The following is a 20,059-nucleotide window of genomic DNA, read 5'->3' as shown; positions in this document are numbered from 1 at the left end:
GGTGTGTTGACGCTCGTACGGTGACCTGCTGATGCGGTCGAGCTGTTCTTCGTGGGGTGTCGACTGACGCGCACATTGTCAGTGCCGACTCGTACCGTGGTTCGCATGGCAGAACCTGACGGCATGACGAATGCAGCCCGACGGAGCGCGATCGAGGCCGAGTTGAGACGGCTTGAGGAAAGCGCTCTGTACAGCGGGCAGATGCAGTTCGAGATGACCAAGCAGTGGCGCGGCATCAACCTCTGGCTCGGCCTGCCGGCGAGCGGGTTGGCGGCCATCTCGGGCACCGTCGCTCTTGTCTCGGCCACGGGACGGGTAGCGGCCGGCGTCATCGCCCTCGTGGCGTCCGGCTTCGGCGCCATCCTCACCACGGTCAACGCCTCGCACCGGATGAACCAGGCTGCGGCGTCCGCCAACGCCTACCTGGAGATTCAGACCGCAGCTCGCCAGGCCCGGGAAGTCGACCTGCCGTACTTGGCCGTCGAGGAGGCGCGGCAGGTGCTGGCCGAGATCACGGCACGGCGGGATGAGCAGAATAAGACCGCCGAGCCGCCGAACAGACGCGCCTACAAGAAGGCCCGCCGCAACATCGACAGCGGTGGACAGACCTATGCCGTCGACGAGACGGCAGCACGGACGGGACGGTAGAAAACGCGATGGCACTCTCGGTATCCCAGGGCTTCGACATCTTCCTGGAACGACTGACACCTTTGCAGAGTGAGCGGGATGCCAAGGCGCGGCATCGGCGCAGCGTCGAGACCTCACTGACGAACTCTGCCCGATTCACCGTCCAGCGCTTCCGCGAGACCGGATCGTTCGGGCACGGAACCGGCGTCCGTAACCACTGTGACGTCGATCTGCTGGTCAGCATGAGTGCGAACCAGCCGACATCCGACACCGCCCTCCTCTGGGTGAAGGAGACGTTGCAGGCCAGCTTCCCGACCACCGTGGTTCAGATCCGGCCCCCCACCGTCGTCGTCATGTTCGCCGACGGGGCGGAGAAGTGGGAGATCCTTCCCGGCTTCCGTACCTCACCCACGGGCGACACGCCGGTCTATGACATCCCAGGACCGACCGGCGGGTGGATGAGTTCCGCTCCCACCTCGCACCTGGAGTACGTCAACGAGGTCAACCAGCGCGATGGCATCCGCGGAGGCGCGAAGAAGTTGGCCAGGCTCGCCAAAGCCTGGAAGTACTTCAACACGGTGCCGGTCTCCTCCTTTTACCTGGAGATGCGCGCAGCCCAGTACATGGAGGTGCAGACATCCTTCCGACCTCTCGTTCACCTCTGTGGCTACTTTGAATGGCTGGACAAGATCCAGTTGGCTGACATGAACGATCCGAAGGGGAAGGCCAGCCGGTTCGCCGCGTGCTCCAGCACGGCGCCGCGATCGAGCACTCTGTCGAAGCTGCGGACTGTCGCGGCGCGCGCTCGAAAGGCTGCCGATGCCGAGCACGCCGGGGATGCGTCGTCCGCCTTCGGCTGCCTGGATCTGGTGTTCGGCGGGAGGTTCCCCGGGCGCTGACTGCGATGATCGATGCGGCATTCCGTCTAGCCCCGCCGCGCTTCAGTTGATGAAACTCGTCGAAGAGCAAGTCTCCAGCCGGAAGCGGGCACAGGCCAGCTAAGCACCTGCTGGAGTCGGTTGGGGTCAGCGGTGGGCTCTCCCTGCGCATCGATCGAATTGCGATCCGTGCTTGGAGATGAGGCAGCAGGCAGAGGATCCATTGCGACAGTCAAGGTCACGTGAACGGATGCTGGGTCATGCGGACGCCGAATTGGGTGTCAGAACTGCGTGTGGGGCGGTGACCACTGTGATGTCAACGGTCAAGGGTCCTTTGCGGTCGCGGGCCTCGCTCAGGAGGATGGCGTAGTAGTCGAGGCGGAGGCGTAGGAGCGGCAAGGGGTGCGGAGCGCGCCTTGGAGGGCGCTGGCCTCGAGGACGGCAGACCTGGCCGCTGGTCCGCCGTTCTGTCGAAGCGCCAGAGCCCAAGGGCTGAGGGAGCGCTCTCCTTGAGCGACGCCGCACCACACCAAGATCAACTTGTGGCCTCAAGGTGGCGGGGGCACGGCCGGATGGCCGGTATAGGGCCCCATGAACGAAGTCCGCTTCCGGTTCGCGGGCGCCCAAAGTCTCCTCCAGCGCGGAGATTTGGCCGCGCGTCCGCGTGCTGGTCGTCACGAGCAGCTTTCCGATAACTAGCCCCATTTGAGCGGCGATCGATCCAGGAACGGCCGCCGAGGTCGAACCGTTGGCGCGTGCGGGTGACGGCTACGTAGGCGAGGCGAGCTTCGCGGTCGCCAATCGGTGTTGGCACAAGCAGGTCGAGAACGTTCCGTGGTGTCAACTGACGGGCGTGATCACAGCTTTGACCAAGATTCATAGTTGGAGTAAAGGAGGGGTAGTTGGTATAAGGGTCAGCCCTTCTTTCGGCGTCGATTATTCGACGTCGACTCCGTAGGCCCGAGCGAGGCCGTCGAGCCCATCCGCCCAGCCCTGGCCCAGGGCCCGAAGCTTCCACACGGGGTTGCCGTCGACACTGTGCCGATAGAGCTCGGTGATGACCATGGCTCGAATGGAAGGATCGGCGGGAGGCCTGAAGGTCCAGGCGGTTCTGCTTACGCAGTCCAGGTCCAGCGTTGCGTGAGTGAGGGACCCGCAGGTCAGTCCTGTGTCGACATCCATGTTGATGGCGACGGCCACCCGGTGCACCCGGTCGGGCAGGACGGAAAGATGGACGGTGGCGCGTTCCACCGTGTGTGATCCCTCCTGGTGCTTGCCGAGGAGACGCGCGCCTCCGTCGGCGGCGGAGGGTTGGTTGTAGAAGACGAAGTCTTCGTCACTGCAGACCCGGCCTTCGTTCCCGAGCAGGAACAGAGTGAGATCTGCGTCTGCGCCGGCGGTGGTGAAGGAGACGCGAAGACCCTGCCAGGCTTCCTCGGGCAGTACGAGAGTCTGACCCGGGATGAGTTCCGCAGACGTGGGCGGAGGGGCGACAGGTGCGGGGTGCGGCGCTGAGAGAGTCTGTTGCTTCCACTCGGCGAACGCTCTGATCTGGTACGGGTTGCCGACCGCGGTGCGGGGGTCGGGAGACGTGTTGGCACCGAGGGCGGTGTCCAGGTCGGCGAGGGAGGGTTCGCCGGAGATGGAATCGTCTTGGGCGCCGTCCAGCAAGGCTTGCAGACCGCCTACGCGGGTGGTGTCCAGCGGCTTGAGCGTGCTGGATAGATTGCCGGACGTGGTGGTGGTGACGGAACAGGCGGTGTCCTGCCCGATGTCCAGGAAGCGCAATGCGTCCTCGGGGTCCCGCCAGGGCGTGGACTCGATCGCACGCCGTGTCCAGCGGCCGTAGGCGACGAAGCCGAGTCGCTGGGTGTCGGGAAGGCGAGTCATGACTGCCAGGTCGATGGCTTCGATGCCGGGTGCGGTTGCGAAGCCCTCCTTGAGGGTGGCGATGATGTTGGAGCCCATGGCTGTCAACCACCACAGAGTCCGGTCGCGCTTGGTGAGGTTCTTCAGGGTGGGGCGCCCGCTGGGAGTCAGGCCGGCAGTCTGGGTGGGCATCGTGTCGAGGTCCTGCTGCCGCATCACGACCGACAGGACCGAGCCGTCCACGCCGACCGCACAGCCAGCGGCCGGATTGTCTGAGAACGCGGTGTTAACCGCCTCGCAGACAGTGGCCTCGTCGTTGGCGAGCAACGCGTGCCACCACTGTCCGGCCTCGGTGACCACCTGTTCACGGATGGCATGCAGACGTGCCGTCTCCGAGGCCAGGTACGCGGGAGCATCCTGTTGCGCGCGCTGTTTGGCGGTAGCCCGCTCGGCTCGTGCGAGTCGACCCACCCCTTGTAGGTGAAAGGTCTGAGCCTCGGCGAGTGCCCATGGCAGGCCAAGTTGTGGCGCGGCCGGGAGTAGGGGCGGTTGCGCAGCGGTGAAGGTCTGCAGGTGGATGCTGGTCATCTGCCGCCTTAGCTCTTGCAGCTGAGCGATGGCGGCATCGCGTTCCGCCTCTTGTTGTGCCCTCTCTGCTTGGCGGCGCGCTCGCTCCAACTGGCTGGCCGAAGGGGCGACCGACCGAGTCTGCGTGGTACGACGTGTGCTGGTGCGACGACTGCCCCTGAGGGAACTCGACGCGTAGAAGGGGCCGAGTCCCGTCGACACCCGCGCGCCACCGCTGCCCACACTGAGCCGCGCCGCACGTGGACCGACAGATGTCCGCACGCCGCGTGTAGAGACGCGCACACTCAGCCCTGGCACACCGACACGGAACCCGAATCCCATGGCCCACCCCTTTCCCCGGGGCACAGTGTGGCATTAACAGATGCTTCGGGAGTGCGTGCGAGGCTCATCCGCCCCTGGGAAGTTCGTCATCCGGGTCGGGAGTAGAGACCGCAGTCATCTCAGGGGGCGCATTCCGCCCAAAGCCGTGACGGTCGAGCACCAGCGGACTACCGTTTTCCCTCTCAGCGATCAATGGGGCGAGCATGCAGTCGATGTCGTTGCGCAAGGGTGAGAACAACACGCTCATGGCGGCGCCGGTGGTACTGGCGGTGTCGGTTCAGGGCTTGGCTGCGGACGTCTCGGCTCTGTTGCTGGGATCCGACGGCAGGGTTCGTAGCGACGACGACTTGGTCTTCTACAACCACCCGTCCCAAGACGGTGTGTCGATCGCCGGGTCGGCGGTCACGGCCGATCTCGTGCGCGTGCCGACCGACGTGGACCGAGTGGTCGTCGTGGTGAGCGCCGATCCGCTGCAGCCTGGCGCGGTCTTCACTCGGGCTCCGCTTCTGACGGTTAACCAGACAGGCTCTCCGGCCATGTCGTTCACCGCGCCGGACTTCACGTCTGGGGAGACGGTTGTGGTTCTGGCGGAGCTTTATCGGCGCAACATCGGATGGAAGATCCGTGCCGTGGGACAGGGGTACGCCTCCGGCTTGGCCGGTCTGGCCACCGACTACGGAGTGGATGTCGAGCCCGAGCCCGACCCCACTCCTGCGTCTCTCCCCGCCCAAGGGCGCCGGAATTCGGGGTCAGCGGGGCCTGCGGTGGATTTGTCGAAGGTCGAACGGCTGGCCCCCGGGCTGTTGTTTCCGGCTCGTCAGGCTGGCAATACCCTGGTGGACCGGGGCATCGCGAATCGGCGTGCGGCGGTGTACCTGATCTTGGACCACGACTGGCACATGGAAGAGCTGTACGAGTCGTTCGCGGTGCAGGCCTTCGCCGAGCGTGTCCTGGCGCTCTCGGCCAACCTTGATGACGACGGCACCGTGCCCGTGGTTTTCTCCAGCGGACAAGACCCCTTCCTGGAGGAGATCCGGCTGGACAACTACCGTGGTCGTATCGGGCAGCTGCACACCCAAGTCGACTGGGGGTGGGGCAATGTCGCCGAGGCCATGCGTCGCGCAGTGCGGCATTACCAGGAATCGAGAGCCGCTGACCCGGCCTTTATCGTGACCCAGGTCGGAGACGAGCCCTGGGACAAGGCCGAGGTTCGCTCCTTGCTGCAGAACACCGCATCACTTGGGGTGTTCTGGCTGTTTGTCGGGTTCGGGCGCGGCAAGCTTGCGTTCTACAAGAACCTCAACGCATCCACCTCCGCCACCTTCACCAACGTCGCTTTCTACGATGCGAGTAAGAACCCGGGATCGGTGCCCGACGAGCGGTTCTACGCTGGCCTCGTCGATGCCTTCGCCGTCTGGTTGCGGCGTTGAGTCAATCGCCGCTCGCCCAGCGACTGAGCAGCCTCATCACCTCTGATCTGGCTGTGTCCAATCTCCGGCGCTACTTTGGCGCCAGCCTGTTCCATGAAGCAGCGCCGTTCACGGGTAGTCGTTTCGAGCACCTGGCAGGCGGAGGGGACCGTGAGCCGGTTGCGAACGTAGTGACCGCCGATGACCTGATTGCTGTGCAGACCCTGTCGGTCAGGATTCCTGCGCAGGTGGCCCTGGATCTCCTGGAAGGTGACCTCGGCCTCCGATTGGCCACGCTGCTGAGCGATATTCCCTTCGACGTCGACATGGTCGAGGTCGAAGCAGCCGATTTGAGCAAGGGGGCGCCCGCGGATACCGCCTGGCGCGTTCTCTGGGATCAGCGCGGAATCGGGTGGGTGACGGCCGGAAAGCTCCTTGCCCGGAAGCGGCCGCGGCTGCTGCCCGTCTACGATCAGGTCGTTCGCTGCATCCTCGGACGGCCGAAGTCATTCTGGCTCGACCTGCATGGCGCGCTGCGCGCCGACAACCACGCGCTACACCGCGAACTGTTGGCCCTGCGGCAGGCCGCCGACCTCCCGGTGACCGTCAGTGCGCTTCGGGTCTGCGACGTGGTGCTCTGGATGCATCACCGTACGGATCATCAGCAGAGAAGCTGCATCGGTACCTGAACTCTGTTGGACGCACACAAGGGTCTCCGCCCGCAGGAGGGAGCTGGCCTCGTGGTCCCGGCGAAACACCTCCTGTGTCGGCGACGGCTGAAAAGTGATCCCGGCACTGAAAGTGATCCAGAACCACAATTCAAGCGTCGCCGACACCTCCTGACCTGCTGTGTACCAAAGTGCCAACTATCTCGCTGATACCTTACTTCCAGTCGCAGAACCTAGTTGGCATCAGCGCACGTCACGAACGTTTCCTAGTGCCAATTAGCGATCCTGGTCACAGCAGATCTGGGGTCTGCTTGACGTCCTTCCCGACACCTTCGACAAGATCCCGGAGACCCTGGACACGGCCTCTAAGAAAGCCCGTCCGCGTAAGCCCGGGCCTGTAGGACTTTGTTGGCGGATTCGGTAACTGCTCTTGGCGATCTTGTTCGGTCGGGCAGTCTGGTGGTTCGGTTCCATCGTGCGGGGAGGCAAGGAGGGGCTGCGATGTCGCTGCGCCCTGTGTCTGCTCTGTCCGTCCCGGAGGCCACCACGCGGGTGGCTCGCGCCGCATTCCGTAAAGGCTGCCTGGCCATGCGGATCCGGGATGAACTCGGTCCGCTGTTCGAGGATGAGCAGTTCGCCCGGGCATTTCCGCGCCGGGGTGGTCCGGCGTGGTCGCCGGGCCAGTTAGCGATGGTCAGCGTGCTGCAGTTCGCGGAGGGCCTGACGGACCGGCAGGCTGCCGACGCGGTGCGCGGGCGGATCGACGTCAAGTACGCGCTCGGCCTGGAGCTGGACGATCCCGGGTTCGACTTCTCCGTGCTCAGCGAGTTCCGGGACCGGCTGATCGCGCACGGCCTGGAGGAACTGGTCCTTGACCGGCTGCTGGAACGAGTGAGTGAGCTGGGGCTGCTGCGGGCGGGAGGCCGCCAACGCACCGACTCCACGCACGTGCTGGCCCAGGTGCGGACGCTGAACCGGATGGAGTTCGTCGGCGAGACGCTGCGCGCCGCGCTGGAGACACTGGCCGTCGCGGCGCCCGGCTGGCTGCGGCAGACCGCCGCGCCGGAGTGGTTCGAACGCTACGGCAAGCGCATCGATTCGTTCCGCTTTCCCAAAGGAGCCGACGCCCGGCAGCAGTGGGCGCTGACCGTGGGAGAGGACGGATTCGCGCTGCTCGAGGCCCTCTACGCACCCGGCGCATCGGTCTGGTTGCGGGAGATCGAGGCGGTGCAGGTCCTGCGGATTGCGTGGGTGCAGCAATATCACCGTGATGAGAAGGGGGTGCGCTGGCGGGAGGGCAAAGATCTCCCGCCTGGCAGATTGAGGCTGTCCAGCCCCTACGACACCGACGCCCGCTACAGCGTCAAGCGCGGCGCGGGCTGGGACGGCTACAAGGTCCACTTCACCGAGACCTGCGAACCGGACGCCCCGCACCTGATCACGAACGTGGTCACCACCGACGCCACCGTCCCCGACGCTCAGATCACCGAGCCCGTCCACCACGCTCTGGCCGTACGCGGCCTGCTGCCGGCCCTCCACCTGGTCGACTCCGGCTACACCTCCGCCGCACTGCTGGTCGCCGCCGCCGGGCAGAACATCGAACTGATGGGACCGGTCTTCGCCGACACCACCGCCCAAGGCCGCGCCGGACAGGGCCTGGGACAGGACGCCTTCACCATCGACTGGCCGGCCCGCACCGTCACCTGTCCCCGCGGCCGGCGCAGTGCCAGCTGGTCTGAGCAGCGTAAACCCACCGGCACCGAGATCATCCGGGTCCACTTCGCCAAGACGGACTGCGACGCCTGCCCGGTCCGCGCCCAGTGCACCAGCGCCACCAACCCCAAGCACGGGCGCAGCCTCACCCTGCTCACCCAGCCCCAGCAGCAAGCCCTCGACCAGCGCCGACGCGAGCAGGAGACCGATGAGTGGAAGGCCGCCTACGGCACCCGCGCAGGTGTCGAAGGCACCATCTCCCAGGCCGTCCGGGTGACACGCACACGCACCACCCCCTACCGCGGGCTGGACAAGACCCACCTCGGTCACGTCCTGACCGCCGCCGCACTCAACCTCCACCGACTCAACACCTGGTGGAGCGGGATCCCCATCGGCACCACCCACATCAGCCGGTTCGCCCGCCTCGGCTTGGAACTGGCCGCCTGAACACACCGAATCCGCCAACAAAGTCCTGTAGGCCGGTGAGCACAGCCGCCCACACGCCCTCGCGCTGCCAGCGGCGGAAGAGTCCATAGACCGTCTGCCGCGGCCCATACTCCGGTGGCAGATCGCGTCTGGGGCGCCAGTGCGCATACGCCAGCGGATCCCATCGATCAGCTTCCGTCGGCCCCAACGATGGCCGGCCCAGCACCGCGACCGGCAACAACGGCTCCAAGACGGCACACTGGCCAGACACCCTACGAACGACTCCGACAGAAGGCTCAGAACCCACTTTCATGAACCTCCGTCAGGTGCACACCTAGTGCTTAATGCACCTCGGCTCAGGCGTGCATCCGGGCGTCGGTGTCGAATATTTCGCGTTCCCGTGGGTGGAGCAGGTGTTGGGTGATGAAGGATCGGCCCGCGACCTTCCACAGGCCGCGCCCCTTGGTCAGTGCGGAGACCGCCTGGGTCTCGACCCCGGTTAGGCCCAGTAGTGAGGCAGCGGAACCCAGTTGGTCGGCTTCCTGGCGGTAGATGATCCGTGTGGAGCAGTCGGTGAGAAGGCCTTCGGCCAGCGCTCGGCCCCGGGAGCCGGCATCGCCCGCGGTGAGCAAGTCGGACAGGCGGTGGATGACCATCATGTTGGCGATGCCGAGCCCTCGGCTGAGTTTCCACTGGGACTGCATGCGCTCCAGCAGGGCGACGTGTCGCATCACCCGCCAGGCTTCGTCGTAGATCACCCAGCGTCGCCCTCCCGGGGGGTCGGCAAGCGCGGACTCCATCCAAGCCGAGGCGCAGGTCATCGCCAGGACGAGAGCCGTGTCATCACCTGCGCCGCCCAGGCGAGACAGATCGATGGAGAGCATCGGCGCGGCCGGGTCGAAGGCCACGGTCGAGGGGGCATCGAACATGCCGGCCAGGTCGCCGTGGACGAGGCGCCGCAAGGCGTGCGCCAGGTCCTCGGCGGCCTGCCCAAGGCGCCCCGACAGCTCCCCGAGCGCACCGTCGAGGCGCTGGGAAGAGCCGAGTACGTACGCCACTTCGCCGAGCAGTGGTGTGGTGCCCGTGGCCTCGGCATGCGTAACCACCTGGTCGAGTGCCACGTCGAGTGCGGTGTGCTCCATCGGGTGAAGGTCGCGCCGCAGGACGGTTTTCGCGAGGGAGCCGAGCAGGAGAAGGCGCCGCTTGCGGACCTCGCTGGCCCAGTCCGTCTCGCTGACACCGGACGCCTTGGCGGGCGCGTCCAGCGGGTTCAGGCGGCCCTGGAGCCCGGGTCCCAATGCGATGGTCTGCCCGCCCAATTCCTGGGCGACGATGGTCCATTCGCCCTTGGGATCGCAGGGTACGTAGATGCGGTAACCGAAGGCCACGGCTCGCACGGCCAGAGACTTGGCCAGTGCGGACTTGCCCATGCCGATGACCCCGGCGAGCAGGATGTTGGGGTTGGTGAAGCCGTCGAGCCGTCCGTACAGGGCGAACGGGTCGTAGGTGAAAGCCGCTTCCGCGTGCACGTCGCGTCCGACGTAGATGCCTTGGGCGCCGAGGCCGCCCTCGGCGAGGAAGGGGTACGCGCCCGAAGCGGTCGCCGTCGTCATCCGATGGGTTGGGAGTTTGAGGCGGCTACCTCGGGCGGACGCGGGACCGGGGCGCCCGGCGGGCGGATAGGTGGCACGCAGGTCGGGGTCGGTTCCGGCCTGCACTTTGCGGCCGTCGGGCCGGGCGGCATTGCGGGCCTGGTCGCTGGCGGCGGCGAACTGGTTACGGGCGGCGCGGGCCGTACGGCGGTCGCTCTTGCGGGGAACGAACAGCGGGCTGGCGGAGGCGCGAGTACGGGGGTACATGGCGTGGTGCTCCTGGTGGTCAGTGCCGGGTGAGGCCGGTGAAGGGGTCTCGCAGGTCGGCCGGGGTGTGGTCGCGGCGAACTCGGGCGGAGGCCGCCAGATGGCGCTGGCACACAGTGAGTTCGGGCGCGCCCTCGGGCAGCCGGGCCCGGCCCGCCTGGCGGGTGAGGTGGCGGCCGGCGCCTGGATGCGGCGCCGCGTGGAAGGCTGCGTGGAGGTGTTCGGCTGCTTGCCACAGCCGGATCCGACAGGCCCTGAGATGATCGCCCTCGGCATCGGCGACCTGGGCGGTGCGTACGGTGTGCGCGTCGAGCAGCCCGTAGAGGGCGACTAGGTGGGCGTGCAAGGTGTCCAGTTCGGTGCGGCTGGCAGCTACCGGGGCGACGGGCATGTTGATGGCCTGGTGGAAGTCGAGCGCGGCGGTGGCGAACGGGACGAAGTCCTCCGCCAGTTCGGGCAGGGGCTCGGTCGGCATGATGGTGCCCTTCGGTTGAGCGCGGTCGGTGGTGCTGGGGTGCGCTACGGGCGGGCGAGTGGCAGGGCGGCGTTGGTGAAGGCTTCGGCCTGCTGCCAGGTCAGCGGACGCAGATCGATGAGCGCGGCGACGGCGGCGGTCTCGATCGCGGCGCAGGCGGCGTTGAGCTGTACGTCGCTGTCGGCGCTGACAGTGAGCAGCCCGGTGAGGGCGACATCAGCGTGCCCAGCGATGAGCTGGCGTTCGCGCTGCTTGATATCGGCGTACTCGACCAAATCCTCCTCGGAATCGACCTGCCCCTTGCGGGCTCGCTCGGCGGCGTCCGCGATCACGGTGGCCTTCTTGCGTTGTACGTCCTTGAGGGCGGAGTCCAGTGCCTTGGGCTCGTACGTCAGCGACAGGGTGCGGCGCACGCCGGAGGTGAACAGGAGCTGGTGCAGGAAGCCCGGCGAGGTCTCGATGCGCGGCCAGTTCTCGATCCAGAACGTGGTGTGGTGGGCCGAGTCGGTGTGGATCCGGTCGGCCTTCTCGACCAGGACGACGGGACCAGCGGCAGCTGGGTCGGCTTGCGGGCGTCCCGAGGCGGACCACTGGTCGAGGGCGGCCGACATCTTGGGGTCATACGCGGTGCGGATCACGGCGGCGATCTGGGTCGCGTGCAGCCAATGGCTCGGCATGAGACCGGAGTTGCGGGCAGCCTGGTCGAAGGTGGAGGTGAGCTGGGCCAGGACGGCGAAGCCGCCGGTGAGTCCGCCGCCGGCCTGGTTGATCAGGCGGCGGGCTGCCTTGAGGTCGAGGGCCAGGGCGACGTATGCCTCGTGCGGGGCAGCTGCCGGACCAGCGGCGCTCAGCAAGTCACGGTAGATGGGTCCGGCAAGCGGCGACTGCGTATCGCCGTGCTGATTCCAGTAACGGTTCAGCGCGTCACCGGAGTCGGGGACGGTGCGCTCGAGGACCTGGACGCGGGCGATGTGCCCGGTGCGCGCGAGAGCGGCGAGTGTGCGGCCCCAGCCGGTGACGTTGCTGGTCTGGGTGGCGGGGTCTAGCAGGGCGAAGGCGCGGGAGGAGACCTTGACCACGGCGGTGAGGGTGCCCTCGTGCGGGTCGTGCACTGCGCCGAAGCGGCCGCCCGGGGCGGTGGTCACGCGCAGCGATGCAGCGGTACCGGGAAGGTGGAGCAGGCCCTCGCGCTGCGGCCGGGTCGAGGGCCGCGCGAGCCAGACCAGCTGGCCCCGGAAGCGACGCAGCGCGTAACGGGCCACGATCGGCGCCCAGTCGGCGAGCGAGCGCCCGCGGTGGCGCATGAACACGGCGGCGAGTGCCATAGCCCACAGCGGTATGAGCTTGAGTGCCCCGGTCACGCCAGCTGAGAGCAGCATCGCGAGCAGTAGCAGGCCGGTGACCGCGACGACGATCAACTGTGGGGCCGAGAGGCCGAGCAGCACGCCACGGTGTGAGCGGTGTGGGAATTTCACGGTGACCGGACTGTCGGGGTGAGGAGAGGCGGTGTGCATGGCGAAGCCGTCCTTGGCACGTGAGGAGAAGGAAGGGGGAGGGGCGGCCGCGCTGGACCTCCGGCCGACCGTGAGCTAGGGCTATGAGCCCGAATCACCCGGTGGCGCGGGATAGATCCACCGTTGCGGGGTGGCAGAGCCCTGCGGCGCGGGCCCGCCTCGTCGTGGTGCCGGCGGATCCTGGTGCGTGACCCGCGGCGGTGCGACGGAGGCATCCTGTGGCGTTGGCGCCGAGGCCGCTGGAGCGGAGTCGCTCGCGAAGCCCTGGATGGGGCGCTGGATGAGAGGTACTCCCCGGTCGCCGTCTGTGGGAGGGCGGCGGATCAGCGCCTGACCCTTGTCGCTGGAGGCGTTCGGTGCCTCGCCGAAGCGGAAGTGGGCCTGGTTCGGCTTCTCGTCTCCGCCAGAGCTGCCGGTCGGATCGATTCCGGAGGCAACACCTTCCGGTCCCTGGCCCGGCACCTTCGCCGGACCCTGCGGAGCATGCATCCCCATGCCGGCCTGTATGGCGAGTTGACCTGCGGTCTTGGCTGCGCCAGCGGCCACCGCCATGCCCGCGACACCGGAGCGGTGCACGTCGTCATGGCCGCCGCCGTCGGCTGCCCAGTGTACGAACTTGTACGTCGCATACGGGCAGAGCATGACGAGGACCATCACGACGATGCCCGCGAGCGCATCGGACAGGGCGCTGAGGCCGTCGTTCGCGTTGGACTTGCCCATGGCCGAGACGCCCAACAGGAACACGATCGTCATCAGGAGCTTGGAGACGATCAGGGTACTGGTGGCCTCGATCCAGCCACGCCGCCACCGCTTGGCGACCTCCCAGCCGCCGCCGGCCCCGGCGAACACGGCCAGTGTGACGAGCACGAGGATGCCGACCTTGCGGGCCACCATGACTGCCCAGTAGAGGAAGGCGCCTACAGCGCAGCCGAGTGCCATGAGAGAGGGGATGGCCCAGCCTAGGCCGTACATCGGCCCCAGTTCGTTGACCTTGATGACGCGGCGCACCGCATCGTCCACCGAACTGTTGGCAGCCTTGAACAGCCCCGCACTGAGCGCGTCGACCACGGTGATTGCGACGGTGGTGCAGGCGATGGCAGCGAAGGCGAACAGGACTCCGGCCATGGTGCCGTAAACCGCCTGGGCGAGGGCTCGCTCGTCCCGTCGCCAGGCGGCGCGGGTGAGTTGCAGACAGAACGTCCCCACGGTCAGGATCAGGCCGATGGGCAGGATCAGTTCGTAGTTGCTACGGAACCACTCGGCGTTCAGATCGATGCCCGTCGTCTGATCGACGGCCTTCGACGCCAGATCAGCTGCTGCCTGGGCCATTTCACCCATCGACTTGGCGATCCAGGCACCGATTCCGTCCGTGACTGCCTCGCCGGTCGCGCCGACAACACCGTCCACGGTGGCGCACACCGTGTTCATCAGAGGAAGGTCGCAAGCCCCCATCAGGTCACCTCCTTTCGAGAGTCGTGGGGGTGGGTCACGGCGCGACGCTCGGCAGGACCCCGACCAGGGCACAGCTCTGGTGCGGCCGGCACTGGACGGCGAGCGTTGTCGAGCGGGACTCGGCCCCGGCGCCTGAGCCCTTCCAAGCGATGGACTGCTTGCCGGTGACCGTGACGGCGTAGACGTACGCCTCCGTGATCGCGCCGGGATCCTGGGCCAGGGCCGTCTTGAACGCCTGCGGGAAGTGGCCCTCGCCGACCGTGGCCCTCGCGTGCTGCTGGTTGTCGTGCATCCGTGACCACAGCACCGGGCTGGGTACCTGGTCCGTGACCGACGTCCAGTCCGCGTACTTCTTCTCGCTGGTCATCCACTGTTTGAGGCCGGCCAGATGCTCGGCCTGGGAGGAGGAACGTGTGTCGTACGTCCACAGGACCTTGGTGGCCGCCTTGCCGAAAACGATCGGATCGCTGGAATTCGGCGGTGCGGCGACCGCCGAATCTGCGTGCGGAGCGACGGGCGCGGAGGCCGACGCCGAGGAGGATGGCGGAGCCTGGGTAGCCTTGGCCGAAGCGGGGCTCTCCGGACGTGTGACGTACGCGAGGAGCCCGGCGACCGCCAGAAGCACAGCGAGGACGACACCGCCGATCGCAGCGCGGCGCAGAACCGAGGCCGGAGCCTGGGGCGTTCGCTCGCCAGAGGAGAGGGTTGGCTTCTTCGGCATCAGTGGACCTGCGTCCCCATCGCCGAGAAGAACGCCACGATGCCGTTGGCCGCGCCGAGCAGCAGCGCGCAGCCGGCCGCGACGACAGTGCCCTTCTTGCCGTTGGCCTCCGCCTGGTGGCCGCCGCTGTGGTGGCCCCAGGCCCAGACGATCGCCGAGATCGCGAGCGCACCCACCACGGCGATGATGCCGAACAGGTTGATGCTGCCAATGACCTTCTTCAGGACATCGAGTCCAGGCAGCCCGCCCTCCCTCGGGCTGACGCCCGGGTTGTACGCCAGGATTTGGGCATGCTGCATGAGCTTCACTGGTACTCCAGTACGGTCTTGGGCGCGCGAGAGCCCGGAGAGGGTGGAGCGAGAGGAGAGGGGAGAGGTGGCCGGTCAGACGATCCGGCGGGCGGCCAGCACGTCCGGTCGCCAATCGGCAAGGGGCGAGATCTTGACCACGTCGCCGGTGCGCGGAGCCTGAAGGATCAGGCCCTCACCTATGAACATCCCGACGTGTTCCGGGACTTCGGCGGTGCCGTGAGTGAAGAGGAGATCGCCCGGCCTGAGGGCATCCAGGCTATGCGCCTTGCCCTCCTTGACCTGCGTGTAAGTGGTTCGGGAGATCGAGACCCCACCGGCTTTGTATGACGCCTGCATCAGGGAAGAGCAATCGCAGCGGCCCATCGGATCCTGACCGTGCGGATCCGAACACTCGCCACCCCACTGATACGGAGTGCCGAGCTGGCCGAGCCCCCAACGGATAGCCGTGCGCACAGACTTCGGAGCGTCGGTCGGGATCTTGTAGCCCTTGGGGACGGAGCCGGCGGGGATCGGACCGAGCGCGGACCCGTCCTCGCCCGTGCCGCACCCGGAGGGCAGAGAATCCGTCTCCCCGTCGTGGGTGTCCTTGGAGCCACTCTTGGCGGACGTCGACTCCCTGGACAGCGACTTGGCGATGGCCTTCTGCAGAGCTGTGGCCAAGGGAGTCCACTTGGCGTATGCGTCGGGTGATCCGCTCTGCTGGACCGCCTGCGCGGCCTGTGTGACGGTCATGGACTGCCAGCCCGAGATGCTGAGCAATTCATCGTAGAACTTCGTCGATGCCTGCACCGGATCACGGACCTGAGCGGACGTCCCCCAGCCCTGACTGGGACGCTGTTGAAAGAGGCCGAGTGAATCCCGGTCGCCGTAGTCCAAGTTCCGCAGACCCGACTCCTGCAGTGCCGTGGCCAGGGCAACGATCTGCCCCCGCGCCGGCACCTTCATGGCAACACCCATGGCCTGGATCGTCTTGGCATTCCGGATCTGCTCCGTGGGATCGTCCAGGCTCACAACCGAAGCGAGCCGTTTGCCGCCGCCCTTGAGGATCGACCCCACCTGTTTGGCCACCACCGAGGAATCGAAAGCCTCTGTATCACCATCAGAGCAGGCGGCCTGAGCGTCAGCGGCACCAGCTGCGGCGACAGCGATCGGCGCAATCAACAGCAGCGGACCGAGCAACACCACCCCCACTATGCCTGCGGCCGTCTTCAATGTCGCGGGCCATACGTCGAGTGGTGGACCGGAGCACAGGGTCCCGGTGAAGGGCGTGCCAGTGCCTGCTGCATCAGCAACTCCTTACGCGTAGGCGGCACGACACTGGCGTTCTCGTCGGAAGGGTCACCAACGTCGCGCGGGCAGGAATTAAGGGACTCGTGGAAATAGGGGGCCCAGGGGTCGGCAGCAGATAACTCCCTTCCCCTGAACGCCCTTCGCGGAGAGCGGCAGCAAGCCGCCTTCGTAATCTCAGACTCCACACGGAGAATCGCTCCTGCCCAATTCGCAGCACGTTCGGTGAGTGCCAGGGTGTCGTCGCCTGGATGCGGCAACGCGTATTGGCACAGCTCAACTGGTGCGTAGCCGGGCCCCGTCCGTTGAACATGGCTGGACTGTAGGGACGTATTCCGGCCGCACCAAACGAACCCGAACCTGATCGTCCCGCGCAGTCGTCGGGCGAGTTCAGGTCAATAGGTGCGGCCGTGAAAGGTGGCTAATCTCCAGCCACATGCTCGCCAGGGAAGGCTTCCTTCGCGGCCTCCAGGCGTGGCCCATTCACACGCACGGAGACCCCGCGGAAAGAGAGAACCGCGCAATGCCGTACACCCGGCACCGAGGCGACGCGCTGAGCGCCTCGCCACCATCCCCGACAACAGCGTCGATGCCCTCATCACCGATCCGCCCTACAACAGCGGCGGCTGAACCGGCAGCGACCGCACCGGCAGCAGTTCCCGCGCGAAGTGCACCAGGGAGCAGCCAGTGCTGCACGTGGAGGGGTACGTCCGTGCGGACGGCACGCGGGTCCGACCGCACTCGCGATGGGCGGCCGGCGCAAGGGGGGAGATGAGTGTCCTGGCTGTCATCGCCCTGGTGTTCGTCGGTTTCTCCAGCACTTCAGACAGCGGCCGCGCGGACGGCTCCGAAAAGAAGGTGCCCCGGCCCCGGTCAACCGCCGTGTATCCGGTGAAGTTCCCGGAATGGGACAGGCCACGGCCCCGGCCGATGCCAACCGTCTCCTATCCGATCCGGTGGGACCGGAGCCACTGAGCGACATGTGGAGGCATCCCGCGGGTAACTGCAGCCGGATTCGCGCGTTGGAACTACATGACCACGACGACCCAGCCCGCTCCGGTCATCGGACGCGAGGAAACGGTTCCTTCTTCGTCTGGTGAGCCGATCTTCGCGCAGCTGGCCACCCGCTGGAAGACGGAGGGGCGTGTCGTCCCGGGTCAAGTGGACCGGGAGTGGGCCAGGCTGACTGGCAGGTGTCCGTGGCCCACCCGATAGGTCAGCGGGTGCGGGTCCATCCCCCCAACCCCGCACCCGCTGTACCGGCCGGCAGCCTCGCCGATCTGCCCCGGTCACCGAGGCTGCTGGACCGGCGGGTCAGGTGGGGCCCCTCCCGGTCCCGGTGCAGGGTCTCGCAGGTCGCCGCGGCGGCGGCAACTTCCGGGGGCTGGTCCCGCTGGCGGGGAGGTGTTCAGGCGGTGTTCGTGGTGAACAGGCGTTGGGCGGCGGTGGTGGCTCCGGTCAGGCTGAGGGGGATGTCGAGGCTCTGGCACATGCGGTGGGCGCGGACGGCGACGCTGAGTGTGGCGGGTGTCGGTTCCCCGGCAGGGACCTGGACGGTGACGTGGCGGGGCCGGTGGGTGTGGACGAGGGTTTCGATCTCTGCGGCGGCTGCGGCCCGGGTGTGGGCGTCGAGGCTGTGGTGCAGGGTCATGTGCAGGGTGTCGCCGTCGACGCGGTGACTGATCAACATGAGGGCCTCCGCTTGCCGTGTCTTTGAGCCGTCCTTCGTCCCGGGAGTCCGGCGCGAGGCTGTTTGGTGTTCCAGGGTGACAGCTGGGCGGCGTTAGAGCAGTTCACGGCCGCTGTCGGCGGGTCGCATCGCACTCCCGGACCGCGCGGGGCCGCTGATCCGGAGACCGAGGGGCGGCTGTTCGGGGCGTGCGGTGAGGTGGCGTCCGCGCGGTGCGGGCGTGGCCCCCACCGCGCCCGCACCGCTCCCCCAAGGAGCTGCGAGGCGCCCGTCGGCGCCGCGCTCCGGGCTGCCCGTTGCCGGCACCGAGGTTGGGACCCCGCCGCTCGGGCAGCCCCACCAGTCCACCATCTCGGCCCGTTGGCACGAACACCGCCCCAGTGCAAAGCCCTGGCCATGCCCGTGAAGGGGGAGGCGGGCCAGGGCTGGCGGTCACGCGGTCCGGGAAAGGGAAACCGGGCCGTTGTCGCGCACCATCTCAACGATTGCTTTGCCCGCAGGGACACGCTCCGCGTCCACGCGGCGCGCCTTCGCCTGGCTGCTGGGAGGATGCTTGTCATGGAGCCGCTGCCGACGCCCTGCCCCGCCGACCGGATCCCGGACGCGACCGGCATGGACGCGTTCGAGGCCGCGTGCAAGGCGGCCAAGGAGCAGCGCGTCGTGTTCATCGCGGTGGAGGGCCAGGGCCTGCTGTGGACGGTCAAGGCCGACGCGCTCACCGCCCCGCAGCACACCATCACCCCCACCGTCCAGGACGCCGTGCGCGAGGCCGTCGCCCGCCTGATCCGCGCCCGGGAGATCCGCCCCGACTCCTCGGCCGGCCCCGTCGACTTCGTCCTGCACGACGTGGACAGTGAAGGACGGGCCCGTGAACTGGCCGCCGCCCTCTACGGCGACCTCGAACCCCTGTCCCGCGCCGTGCCCCCCACCACCTGACCACCGCACCGCGCCTGGCCGGCGAGAGGTCAATCGCAGCGCCACCTCCCGCGCCGCAGTCACCTCTCACTGGCACACGCCCCGGACAGGCCGCGGGCGAACCAGGCTGTTTCCCTGACAGGCCGCCGCAAGCTGCGCGATGATCGCCCTTCCAGCCGGGAGGAGACGGGCATGGACAAGGGCAAGCGGATCACCGGTGCGGCACGCGACCAGGTCGCCGCCGATCTGAAGGCCGCATATGAAGGCGGCGCCTCGATCCGGAGCATCGCCGAGAGCACCAATCGCTCGTACGGGTTCGTCCACCGCATCCTTACTGAGGCGGGCGTCACCCTGCGCGGGCGCGGCGGAGCCATGCGCAGCAAGCCCAGTTCATGATGCTCTACCGTGACCGGGCATCACAGACGGAACAGACGGGTCACTGCCCGCAGTGTGGGCACCGGTCGCTGCGGCGGGCCCGGGTCTGAACGACCAGGCCCCGTTCCCTGAGCCGTCGCAGGTGATACGCGACGCTGGATGCGCTGGTCAGTCCCACGTCCGCACCCAGCTCGCGCACGGACGGCGCCTCGCCGTGCTCGGTGATCCACTCCCGCGCGCACGCGACGATGCGGCGCTGCCGGCGAGCCGCCGGGTAGACAAGAGCGGAATATTCCGCGGAAATCCGAGCGGCCCGAACCTGCTCGACCATGGTTGCTGACATCACCTGACGCCAGCACCCGCGTGGGGACGTCTGCCGACGCCCACAGTCTCGTACCCGATCCCGTGGAACCGGAGCCACTGAAGGCACCCCGCAACGTGAGCAGGGCCCGGCACGCAAGCCGTCATGCGAGGGCTTTCCCAACTGCGTAGATAACGGTGGGTGACTGATCAACGTGCCGAGCGTGACGGGTCCTGTTTCGCTGATGTGGCCCGCTCTTCCCCCGTCACCCAAGGAGTGATCATGAGCGCTGCAGGCGAGTCCGGTCGTCGTGATGCCCAGCAGATGCGTGCTCGGGCCGCGGACCTGGAACAGGCCGCGGAACGTGCCACTGACCCGCAGGAGCGTCAGCAACTGAAGGACAAGGCCCGCGAGCTCAAGGAGCAGAGCGAGCATGCAGGCGGTACGGGCAAGCGGGACATCGACCCGATGTAGTTCCGGCAGTTCCGAACACAGACACCGGCCGGTGTCTTTCCGCTCAAGCGCCTCCGCCGCCAACGACACCGGCAAAGGCAGTACCGCCCAGCCGTCCCGGCTCCGGTTCAGGGGCAACCGGATGACCCGGCGCCGCCCGTGCCGTGGCTCCTTTACCTGTCGATCACGGCGGCGTACGAAGAACAC

At 67.5% G+C, this 20,059-nt stretch carries 19 protein-coding genes and 1 pseudogene; 9 read left to right on the top strand and 11 right to left on the bottom strand.

Going from position 1 to position 20,059, the window contains the following annotated elements:
* Positions 1-105 precede the first annotated feature (105 nt).
* Positions 106-648, top strand: coding sequence for an SLATT domain-containing protein (locus ACFC96_RS12620; protein ID WP_376611943.1), 543 nt, complete (start codon positions 106-108; stop codon positions 646-648).
* An 8-nt stretch (positions 649-656) separates the two neighbouring features.
* Positions 657-1,526 carry a nucleotidyltransferase gene (locus ACFC96_RS12615; protein WP_376611941.1) on the top strand — a complete coding sequence of 290 codons (870 nt, stop codon included), beginning with the start codon at positions 657-659 and terminating at the stop codon, positions 1,524-1,526.
* A gap of 915 nt (positions 1,527-2,441) precedes the next feature.
* Here ACFC96_RS12615 and ACFC96_RS12610 read toward each other — a convergent pair.
* Positions 2,442-3,962: a TerD family protein gene (locus ACFC96_RS12610; protein ID WP_376611939.1), complete on the bottom strand. Its 1,521-nt coding sequence runs from the start codon at positions 3,960-3,962 to the stop codon at positions 2,442-2,444.
* Positions 3,963-4,495: 533 nt separating this feature from the next.
* Here ACFC96_RS12610 and ACFC96_RS12605 point away from each other — a divergent pair.
* The 3 genes from ACFC96_RS12605 (at position 4,496) to ACFC96_RS12595 (ending at position 8,520) form a co-directional block, all read left to right on the top strand.
* Positions 4,496-5,713, top strand: a complete 1,218-nt coding sequence (locus ACFC96_RS12605; protein WP_376611937.1) for a VWA domain-containing protein — start codon at positions 4,496-4,498, stop codon at positions 5,711-5,713.
* Positions 5,710-6,381 (top strand): DUF6308 family protein, encoded by a 672-nt coding sequence (locus ACFC96_RS12600; RefSeq protein WP_376611935.1) that lies wholly within the window; start codon positions 5,710-5,712, stop codon positions 6,379-6,381. The genes ACFC96_RS12605 and ACFC96_RS12600 overlap by 4 nt, the downstream gene beginning before the upstream one ends.
* 480 nt (positions 6,382-6,861) lie before the next feature.
* The gene (locus ACFC96_RS12595; RefSeq protein ID WP_376611933.1) at positions 6,862-8,520 is read left to right on the top strand and encodes an IS1182 family transposase; all 1,659 of its coding nucleotides are present in this window, start codon (positions 6,862-6,864) and stop codon (positions 8,518-8,520) included.
* Here the strand turns inward: ACFC96_RS12595 and ACFC96_RS12590 are convergent.
* The 8 genes from ACFC96_RS12590 to ACFC96_RS12555 all read right to left on the bottom strand — a co-directional run bounded on the left by ACFC96_RS12590 (position 8,480) and on the right by ACFC96_RS12555 (position 16,043).
* On the bottom strand, positions 8,480-8,812 hold the full coding sequence (locus ACFC96_RS12590) for a transposase (RefSeq protein ID WP_376611931.1): 333 nt from the start codon (positions 8,810-8,812) through the stop codon (positions 8,480-8,482). The two genes, ACFC96_RS12595 and ACFC96_RS12590, sit on opposite strands and share 41 nt — an antisense overlap.
* 43 nt (positions 8,813-8,855) lie before the next feature.
* On the bottom strand, positions 8,856-10,358 hold the full coding sequence (locus ACFC96_RS12585) for an ATP-binding protein (RefSeq protein ID WP_376611929.1): 1,503 nt from the start codon (positions 10,356-10,358) through the stop codon (positions 8,856-8,858).
* Between the two features lie 19 nt (positions 10,359-10,377).
* Entirely contained in the window at positions 10,378-10,833 is a 456-nt protein-coding gene (locus ACFC96_RS12580) for a DUF6238 family protein (RefSeq protein ID WP_376611927.1), read from the bottom strand.
* A 44-nt stretch (positions 10,834-10,877) separates the two neighbouring features.
* Complete coding sequence (locus ACFC96_RS12575; RefSeq protein ID WP_376611925.1) at positions 10,878-12,347, bottom strand: SCO6880 family protein; 1,470 nt, start codon at positions 12,345-12,347, stop codon at positions 10,878-10,880.
* An 81-nt stretch (positions 12,348-12,428) separates the two neighbouring features.
* Complete coding sequence (locus tag ACFC96_RS12570; RefSeq protein ID WP_376611923.1) at positions 12,429-13,799, bottom strand: ATP-binding protein; 1,371 nt, start codon at positions 13,797-13,799, stop codon at positions 12,429-12,431.
* 34 nt (positions 13,800-13,833) lie between these two features.
* Entirely contained in the window at positions 13,834-14,520 is a 687-nt protein-coding gene (locus ACFC96_RS12565) for a hypothetical protein (RefSeq protein WP_376611922.1), read from the bottom strand.
* Positions 14,520-14,819, bottom strand: a complete 300-nt coding sequence (locus ACFC96_RS12560) for a DUF6112 family protein (RefSeq protein ID WP_266557819.1) — start codon at positions 14,817-14,819, stop codon at positions 14,520-14,522. The genes ACFC96_RS12565 and ACFC96_RS12560 overlap by 1 nt, the downstream gene beginning before the upstream one ends.
* 84 nt (positions 14,820-14,903) lie before the next feature.
* On the bottom strand, positions 14,904-16,043 hold the full coding sequence (locus tag ACFC96_RS12555) for a C40 family peptidase (protein WP_376611920.1): 1,140 nt from the start codon (positions 16,041-16,043) through the stop codon (positions 14,904-14,906).
* 598 nt (positions 16,044-16,641) lie between these two features.
* Here ACFC96_RS12555 and ACFC96_RS12550 point away from each other — a divergent pair.
* Positions 16,642-16,745: pseudogene (locus ACFC96_RS12550) on the top strand (site-specific DNA-methyltransferase); the annotation flags it as partial.
* A 781-nt stretch (positions 16,746-17,526) separates the two neighbouring features.
* On the opposite strand, the gene ACFC96_RS12545 reads toward ACFC96_RS12550, so the two are convergent.
* The gene (locus tag ACFC96_RS12545; RefSeq protein ID WP_376611919.1) at positions 17,527-17,808 is read right to left on the bottom strand and encodes a hypothetical protein; all 282 of its coding nucleotides are present in this window, start codon (positions 17,806-17,808) and stop codon (positions 17,527-17,529) included.
* 558 nt (positions 17,809-18,366) lie between these two features.
* Here ACFC96_RS12545 and ACFC96_RS12540 point away from each other — a divergent pair.
* Together ACFC96_RS12540 and ACFC96_RS12535 are read left to right on the top strand one after the other, a co-directional pair.
* Entirely contained in the window at positions 18,367-18,744 is a 378-nt protein-coding gene (locus ACFC96_RS12540; protein ID WP_376611917.1) for a hypothetical protein, read from the top strand.
* Positions 18,745-18,915: 171 nt separating this feature from the next.
* Entirely contained in the window at positions 18,916-19,119 is a 204-nt protein-coding gene (locus ACFC96_RS12535; protein WP_376611915.1) for a helix-turn-helix domain-containing protein, read from the top strand.
* 40 nt (positions 19,120-19,159) lie between these two features.
* Here ACFC96_RS12535 and ACFC96_RS12530 read toward each other — a convergent pair whose 3' ends face one another.
* The gene (locus ACFC96_RS12530; RefSeq protein ID WP_376611913.1) at positions 19,160-19,429 is read right to left on the bottom strand and encodes a hypothetical protein; all 270 of its coding nucleotides are present in this window, start codon (positions 19,427-19,429) and stop codon (positions 19,160-19,162) included.
* 252 nt (positions 19,430-19,681) lie between these two features.
* Between ACFC96_RS12530 and ACFC96_RS12525 the strand changes: the two genes are divergently transcribed.
* On the top strand, positions 19,682-19,873 hold the full coding sequence (locus ACFC96_RS12525) for a DUF6381 family protein (RefSeq protein ID WP_376611911.1): 192 nt from the start codon (positions 19,682-19,684) through the stop codon (positions 19,871-19,873).
* The last annotated feature ends 186 nt before the right edge of the window (positions 19,874-20,059 follow it).

Origin of the sequence: Streptomyces sp. NPDC055955 (assembly GCF_042270245.1) — a bacterium.
Taxonomy (GTDB): domain Bacteria; phylum Actinomycetota; class Actinomycetes; order Streptomycetales; family Streptomycetaceae; genus Streptomyces.
The sequence above is the reverse complement of the archived record's forward strand: the minus strand, read 5'-3'. Positions and strand labels throughout refer to the sequence as shown.

What these genes read in the sequence shown, in the direction of transcription:
- ACFC96_RS12620 (WP_376611943.1), top strand. Translation starts at nt 106, where the DNA reads ATGGCAGAACCTGACGGCATGACGAATGCAGCCCGACGGAGCGCGATC.
- ACFC96_RS12615 (WP_376611941.1), top strand. Translation starts at nt 657, where the DNA reads ATGGCACTCTCGGTATCCCAGGGCTTCGACATCTTCCTGGAACGACTG.
- ACFC96_RS12610 (WP_376611939.1), bottom strand. Translation starts at nt 3,962, where the DNA reads ATGACCAGCATCCACCTGCAGACCTTCACCGCTGCGCAACCGCCCCTA.
- ACFC96_RS12605 (WP_376611937.1), top strand. Translation starts at nt 4,496, where the DNA reads ATGTCGTTGCGCAAGGGTGAGAACAACACGCTCATGGCGGCGCCGGTG.
- ACFC96_RS12595 (WP_376611933.1), top strand. Translation starts at nt 6,862, where the DNA reads ATGTCGCTGCGCCCTGTGTCTGCTCTGTCCGTCCCGGAGGCCACCACG.
- ACFC96_RS12590 (WP_376611931.1), bottom strand. Translation starts at nt 8,812, where the DNA reads ATGAAAGTGGGTTCTGAGCCTTCTGTCGGAGTCGTTCGTAGGGTGTCT.
- ACFC96_RS12585 (WP_376611929.1), bottom strand. Translation starts at nt 10,358, where the DNA reads ATGTACCCCCGTACTCGCGCCTCCGCCAGCCCGCTGTTCGTTCCCCGC.
- ACFC96_RS12580 (WP_376611927.1), bottom strand. Translation starts at nt 10,833, where the DNA reads ATGCCGACCGAGCCCCTGCCCGAACTGGCGGAGGACTTCGTCCCGTTC.
- ACFC96_RS12575 (WP_376611925.1), bottom strand. Translation starts at nt 12,347, where the DNA reads ATGCACACCGCCTCTCCTCACCCCGACAGTCCGGTCACCGTGAAATTC.
- ACFC96_RS12570 (WP_376611923.1), bottom strand. Translation starts at nt 13,799, where the DNA reads ATGGGGGCTTGCGACCTTCCTCTGATGAACACGGTGTGCGCCACCGTG.
- ACFC96_RS12565 (WP_376611922.1), bottom strand. Translation starts at nt 14,520, where the DNA reads ATGCCGAAGAAGCCAACCCTCTCCTCTGGCGAGCGAACGCCCCAGGCT.
- ACFC96_RS12560 (WP_266557819.1), bottom strand. Translation starts at nt 14,819, where the DNA reads ATGCAGCATGCCCAAATCCTGGCGTACAACCCGGGCGTCAGCCCGAGG.
- ACFC96_RS12545 (WP_376611919.1), bottom strand. Translation starts at nt 17,808, where the DNA reads ATGTTGATCAGTCACCGCGTCGACGGCGACACCCTGCACATGACCCTG.
- ACFC96_RS12540 (WP_376611917.1), top strand. Translation starts at nt 18,367, where the DNA reads ATGGAGCCGCTGCCGACGCCCTGCCCCGCCGACCGGATCCCGGACGCG.
- ACFC96_RS12535 (WP_376611915.1), top strand. Translation starts at nt 18,916, where the DNA reads ATGGACAAGGGCAAGCGGATCACCGGTGCGGCACGCGACCAGGTCGCC.
- ACFC96_RS12530 (WP_376611913.1), bottom strand. Translation starts at nt 19,429, where the DNA reads ATGGTCGAGCAGGTTCGGGCCGCTCGGATTTCCGCGGAATATTCCGCT.
- ACFC96_RS12525 (WP_376611911.1), top strand. Translation starts at nt 19,682, where the DNA reads ATGAGCGCTGCAGGCGAGTCCGGTCGTCGTGATGCCCAGCAGATGCGT.